This is a genomic window from Rubrivivax albus, assembly GCF_004016515.1.
Taxonomy (GTDB): domain Bacteria; phylum Pseudomonadota; class Gammaproteobacteria; order Burkholderiales; family Burkholderiaceae_C; genus Rubrivivax; species Rubrivivax albus.
Map to the genome: position 1 here is coordinate 1 of NZ_SACT01000064.1, position 416 is coordinate 416.

Annotated in this window: 1 protein-coding gene; it reads right to left on the bottom strand. The window is 40.4% G+C overall.

Features of this window, described 5'->3' with window-relative positions; translation table 11 throughout:
• Window positions 1–407 (bottom strand): NADH-quinone oxidoreductase subunit J (locus ENE75_RS26110; RefSeq protein ID WP_233259283.1); only part of this gene is annotated, 407 nt, incomplete at its 3' end.
• Window positions 408–416 lie beyond the last annotated feature (9 nt).

Consider the following 416-nt stretch of genomic DNA (forward strand, 5'->3'; position numbering starts at 1 on the left):
TTTCCTATTACCACGGCACCAACCATTGCACTCAAGAACAACACACTGCTTATTTCAAAAGGCAATACGTAATCGGTAAATAATGTTTTGCCCAATGTTTTAATCAGTCCTGCTTCTCCCCCCATACTCACCTGTGTTTTTATCAATTCGTTGCTATGACGCAATGCTGCAATAAACACCAGCATTAAACTTCCGCCTGCAATTACACCTGCTATTTTGAGCCATTTGTTTTTCTGCGGCTCCGTTTCTGCATTCAAGTTCATCAACATGATCACAAACAGGAACAATACCATAATGGCACCGGCATACACAATAATGTTTACCACTGCAAGAAACTGTGCATTCAATAAAATATAATGACCGGAAATAGCAAAGAACACCACAATTAACCACAGCACACTGTACACCGGGTTCTT